Annotated in this window: 6 protein-coding genes, 1 tRNA gene and 1 pseudogene; 4 read left to right on the forward strand and 4 right to left on the reverse strand. The window is 69.5% G+C overall.

The features are described from left to right. The 3 genes and pseudogenes from G6027_RS11385 to G6027_RS11395 all read left to right on the forward strand — a co-directional run. A pseudogene (locus G6027_RS11385) lies at positions 1-169 on the forward strand (nucleoside deaminase); the annotation flags it as partial. Between the two features lie 101 nt (positions 170-270). Further along, positions 271-477 (forward strand): CsbD family protein, encoded by a 207-nt coding sequence (locus tag G6027_RS11390; RefSeq protein WP_182637288.1) that lies wholly within the window; start codon positions 271-273, stop codon positions 475-477. A 59-nt stretch (positions 478-536) separates the two neighbouring features. Further along, positions 537-627 (forward strand) — tRNA-Ser (locus G6027_RS11395). Positions 628-684: 57 nt separating this feature from the next. Here the strand turns inward: G6027_RS11395 and G6027_RS11400 are convergent. After that, positions 685-1,299 (reverse strand): TetR/AcrR family transcriptional regulator, encoded by a 615-nt coding sequence (locus G6027_RS11400; RefSeq protein ID WP_182637289.1) that lies wholly within the window; start codon positions 1,297-1,299, stop codon positions 685-687. 114 nt (positions 1,300-1,413) lie between these two features. Here G6027_RS11400 and tgt point away from each other — a divergent pair, with 114 nt between their 5' ends. After that, positions 1,414-2,697, forward strand: a complete 1,284-nt coding sequence (gene tgt, locus G6027_RS11405) for a tRNA guanosine(34) transglycosylase Tgt (RefSeq protein WP_182637290.1) — start codon at positions 1,414-1,416, stop codon at positions 2,695-2,697. Positions 2,698-2,745: 48 nt separating this feature from the next. On the opposite strand, the gene G6027_RS11410 is transcribed toward tgt, so the two are convergent. From G6027_RS11410 to G6027_RS11420, 3 genes are all read right to left on the reverse strand, one after another. Continuing rightward, positions 2,746-3,441: an SIMPL domain-containing protein gene (locus G6027_RS11410; protein WP_182637291.1), complete on the reverse strand. Its 696-nt coding sequence runs from the start codon at positions 3,439-3,441 to the stop codon at positions 2,746-2,748. An 89-nt stretch (positions 3,442-3,530) separates the two neighbouring features. Beyond that, positions 3,531-3,923 (reverse strand): CHY zinc finger protein, encoded by a 393-nt coding sequence (locus tag G6027_RS11415; protein ID WP_182637292.1) that lies wholly within the window; start codon positions 3,921-3,923, stop codon positions 3,531-3,533. Further along, a partial coding sequence (locus G6027_RS11420; protein WP_241727044.1) for a queuosine precursor transporter occupies positions 3,920-4,765 on the reverse strand: 846 nt, incomplete at its 5' end. The genes G6027_RS11420 and G6027_RS11415, both read right to left, overlap by 4 nt.

The following is a 4,765-nucleotide window of genomic DNA, read 5'->3' on the forward strand; positions in this document are numbered from 1 at the left end:
CGTGGGCCGCATCGTCTTCGGCGCGTGGGAGCCCCGCACCGGGGCCTGCGGATCGCTCTGGGACGTGGTCCGCGACCGTCGGCTCGTCCACCGCCCCGAGGTCCGGGGCGGGGTGCTCGAGGCCGAGTGCGCCGCGCTGCTGGAACAGTTCTTCCGCGCCCGGCGGTGACGGGATCGTGACCGCGGTCCGGTGGAGGCCTGCCGCTCATCTCCGTACGGTGGGTGAGGAGAGGCGCCGGGCACCGGCGCCGCGATCGAGAGGAGCACCACATGGGTGTGGGAGACAAGTTCTCGAACAAGGCCGAGGAGCTCGGAGGCCGCGCCAAGGAGTCTGCCGGCGCCGCGTCCGGCGACCGCGATCTGCAGGCCGAGGGCCAGGCGGACCAGGGCAAGGCCGGCATCAAGCAGGGTGCCGAGAAGATCAAGGACAAGGCCAACGAGGCCGCGGGCAAGCTCACCGGCAACGACAAGGCCTGATTCGCCCCGGCGAGCAGGCGATTTCCGCCTGCGGCCGCATGTGAAGTAGCCTGATCGGCGGTGGCGTGTCCGAGCGGCCGAAGGTGCAGCACTCGAAATGCTGTGTTGGGTAACCCCCAACCGTGGGTTCAAATCCCACCGCCACCGCCACGGGAGAGTCCCGGAACTCATCGGAGTTCCGGGACTCTTCTCATTCGGTGACTCTTCTCAGCCCGCGTCGTGGCCCGGGAAGACGTCGGCGACGAAGTCGGGCAGGGCGGCGACCGCCCGGAGGGTCGTGATCGCGGAGTCGATCACCGTCTCCTGTGGCAGCCCGGACTCCTCGCCCAGCAACGCCAACTCCTCGACACCGGCCAACCACGCGCGGGTGAGCACCAGGGCCATCGGGCCGGGCCGGGCCACCCCGATGCTGTGGAGGATGCGCAGGCTGATGGTGCGGTGCATGCCGTCCACCACCTGTTCGAGGACCGGGTCCACGGACCTGCCCGACCGCAGGACCGCCACGTAGTTGTCGCGGCGACGCTGGATGTAGCGCACCAGCGCGGTGATGATCGCGCGGGTGCGGTCCTCCGCGCTGGCCCCCTCCGGCACCTCGGTGAGCGACAGGACGTGTTCGGCCGCCGCGTTGACCACCGCCGTGAGATAGGCCAGCTTGGTGGGGAAGTAGTGGAACAGCAGGCTGCGCGAGACCCCGGCCCGCTCCGCGACGTCGTCCATCGACAGCGCGTGGAACGGGACCGTCTCGAGCAGCCTCACCCCCAGGACCACAAGCTGGTCGCGGCGCTCATGCCGGGAGAGCCGTCGGCCACTCGTACCGGGCATCGCTCACCTCGTCGTCGTCGTCGTTTCCTGCCGCCGTCGCGTGCTGCCGTCGTCCATTCCCCCCATGGTAGGGCCGCGGCCGGACCCCCGGACCGTCATGCCACGATGGGACCCATGTCGGATCACACGCCCCCCATCCCACGCGCGACCACCTTCGACGTGGGTTCCCGGATGGTCCTCGACGGCACCGCGGGGGGCCGCACCGGCGTCATCCACACCCCGCACGGCGACATCGCCACCCCGGCGTTCGTGCCGGTCGGCACCAAGGCGACCGTCAAGACCCTGACGCCCGAGCAGGTCCGCTCCACCGGCGCGCAGGCCGTCCTGGCCAACGCCTACCACCTGTATCTGCAGCCGGGCCACGACGTGGTGGACGCCGCCGGCGGGCTCGGGGAGTTCATGCGCTGGTCCGGGCCCACCTACACGGACTCCGGGGGCTTCCAGGTGATGAGCCTGGGGGTGGGTTTCAAGAAGGTGATCGAGATGTCCGCGGGCGCTGCGACAGCCCCGGACGACTCCGCCACCAACAAGGGCCAGGGGAGGCTCGCGAAGGTCGACGAGGACGGCGTCACCTTCACCTCGCACCTCGACGGCTCACCGCACCGCTTCTCCCCGGAGGTGTCGATGCGGATCCAGCACGGTCTGGGTGCCGACATCCTGTTCGCGTTCGACGAGCTCACCACGCTCATGAACACCCGCGAGTACCAGGAGAGTTCGGTCGAGCGCACGCGTCGCTGGGCGCAGCGCTGCCTGGACGAGCACGAGCGCCTGTCGGTGGAGCGTGGGCACCGGCCCGGTCAGTCACTGTGGGGCGTCGTTCAGGGCGCGCAGTTCGAGGACCTGAGGCGCCGGGCCGTGCGCGGGCTCGTGGAGATGAGTGACCGAGCCGAGGAGCAGGGGCGGCGCGGGTTCGGCGGCTACGGGATCGGCGGGGCGCTGGAGAAGGAGAACCTCGGCACCATCGTGGGCTGGTGTTCCGAGGAGCTGCCCGAGGACCGGCCGCGCCACCTGCTGGGGATCAGCGAGCCCGACGACATCTTCACGGCCGTCGAGAACGGGGCCGATACCTTCGACTGCGTCGCGCCCACCCGGCTCGCCCGCCACGGCGGGATCTACACACTCGACGGCCGGGTCAACGTCACCCGCGCGCAGTTCCGGCACGACCACACCCCGCTCGACCCCGAGGGGCCGTCCGAGGTCTCGCGCGAGTACAGCCGCGCGTACCTGCATCACCTGTTCAAGGCCAAGGAGTTCCTCGGTTCGACCCTGCTCACGCTGCACAACCTGGCGTTCGTGGTGCGGCTGGTCGACGAGGTGCGCGCCGCGATGGACGCCGGCCCCGACGAGTACCTGGCGTACAAGTCCGAGTTCCTGGGGCGGTACTACTCGGGACGATGATCGTCGGCTGACCGGCCGGACCGCGCCCGGTCTCCTCGGCGGAGTCGTCTAGTTGATCTCGTAGGTCACGGCCACGGATACCGCCAGTTCCTGGCTGCCGGCCTCGATCGGCGTGGACGAGGCACCGTCCGCCAACGACCTCGACGCCGGAAACGGCGTCGCGCCGGTCTCCGGGATCTCGGCGATCGATCGCACCGCCCCCAGTTCCGCGCCTGCCGCGTCGGCGATCTGTTCGGCCTGCTCCTGCGCACGGGTGACTGCCCGGGCCCGAGCCTGTGCCCTGAGATCACTGTCGTCGTCGATGGAGAACGTCAACTGCTCAATCCGGATCGCATCGCCGGCGGCTCCGGCGGCTGCATCGATGAGGTCGCCACTCTTGTCGACGTCGCGCAAGGTCGCTGACACCTGGTTCGTGACGATGTATCCGTCGATGCCGCCGTCGGGCTGGAAATCGGGTCGCACCGACAGGTTCTCGGTGGTGATGTCCTGCTCTTCGACCCCCTGGGCTCTGATGGTCTCGATCAGGGATCGGGCGCGTTCCGCGTTGTCGTTCAGCGCGGTGCTGGCCTCAGATGCCCGGGTTTCGACGCCGAGCACGATGGTGACGGTATCGGGGGAGCCGTTGACGATACCGGTGCCCTGCGTGCTGATGACCGGCGGATCCTCGCCCGAACCCGCGCACCCCGCCAGAAGCAGGGCGGCGGAAAGCAGTGCGAGTGTGCCGGATACTCGTTGTGAGGCCATACGTCACTATGAGGCAGTAACCCGGGTGGACGGGGGCTCTCCATGAATCCTTGTCGGCCGGAGGAGCGCCGGAGGTCGCTGCGCCCGGTCTAGGACTCGAAGTAGAGCGGGTAGTGCAGGGAACAGCCCGGGTTGAACGCCGTGCCGCAGGCCGGGCAGGCGTCTGTGGACTGGTACTCGGTGATCGTCAGCGTGGTCTGACAGGCGCCGCAGAGGAGGGCGTGGGTGTCGAACTCGTCCCGCGGCCACACCGAGACCGCGTGGTCGGCGGCGTCGGTGTGGCAGCGGAAACAGGGATAGAACTCCAGGCAGCAGTGGAACCGGATCGCCACCACGTCCAGGGGCCCGCGGTAGTGGACGCAGCGGGTCTGGTCGTCGACGGTGGCGCCGAGCACCGGTATCGATGCGCCGTCCCCGCCGTCCCCGCCGTCCCTGCCGTCCGCGACGCTCTCGCTGGTCCCGTCCTCGTCGTGGGAGGTCATGCCCTCGAGTCTGCCAGGGCCGATCCCGTCTCGGTCGATCCGGCCAGGGCGGTCTGATAGCTGGGCTCGCGCTTCTTGATCCACGCGATCACCACGTACGTCACAGGCAGCAGGACCGCCTCGACGAGGGTCTTCCAGACGAACCCGATCACCACGTAGTTCCAGTAGTCGCCCGAGCCGAGCACCATGCCCAGGGCGGGTGCCGCGATGGTGCAGAAGACGATGGTGTCCGCGAGCTGGCCCACCACGGTCGAGCCGAGCAGCCTGGCCCACAGGGTCTTCTCCCCGGTGCGGCGCTTAATCCACACCAGGACGTAGGAGTTGAGCAGCTCGCCGACCACGTAGCCGGCCAGACCGGCCAGGAAGAACTGCGGGATCACGCCGGCGACGGCCTCGAACGCGTCCTGGTTCTCGTAGAACGGGGCCGCCGGCAGGTGAACGGTGAACGTGAAGCTCAGCGCGGCCAGCGCCAGGACGGCGAAACCGGAGAGGACGACTCGGCGCATCGCCTTGAATCCGTACACCTCGCTGATCACGTCGCCCAGCACGTACGCCAGCGGGAAGAGCAGGAAGGCGCCGTCGGTGACGAGCCCGTCGAGGCTGAGAAACCCGAGCTCGAAGCTCAGGTCGGGGAAGAGCAGGACGCCCTTGGTGCCGGTGACGTTGCTGATGAGCATGACGCCCACGAACAGGGCGATCAGGTAGCCGTAGTACGGGCTGGCGACGGTGGCGAAGACCGCGCGGTCGGTCCCGCTGCGGTCGTCCCGGGCGTCGGAGGCGGGGCTGGTGGGGGTCGGGGCGGAGGAGTCCCGGGTGCTGCGCGCCGGCTCGGGAGAGGTCCC

Origin of the sequence: Dietzia sp. SLG310A2-38A2, assembly GCF_014145095.1 — a bacterium.
GTDB lineage: Bacteria > Actinomycetota > Actinomycetes > Mycobacteriales > Mycobacteriaceae > Dietzia.

Excerpts from the sequence above, each read along its gene's own strand:
- G6027_RS11400 (WP_182637289.1), bottom strand. The coding sequence starts at position 1,299 with ATGCCCGGTACGAGTGGCCGACGGCTCTCCCGGCATGAGCGCCGCGAC.
- G6027_RS11410 (WP_182637291.1), bottom strand. The coding sequence starts at position 3,441 with ATGGCCTCACAACGAGTATCCGGCACACTCGCACTGCTTTCCGCCGCC.
- tgt (WP_182637290.1), top strand. The coding sequence starts at position 1,414 with ATGTCGGATCACACGCCCCCCATCCCACGCGCGACCACCTTCGACGTG.
- G6027_RS11415 (WP_182637292.1), bottom strand. The coding sequence starts at position 3,923 with ATGACCTCCCACGACGAGGACGGGACCAGCGAGAGCGTCGCGGACGGC.
- G6027_RS11390 (WP_182637288.1), top strand. The coding sequence starts at position 271 with ATGGGTGTGGGAGACAAGTTCTCGAACAAGGCCGAGGAGCTCGGAGGC.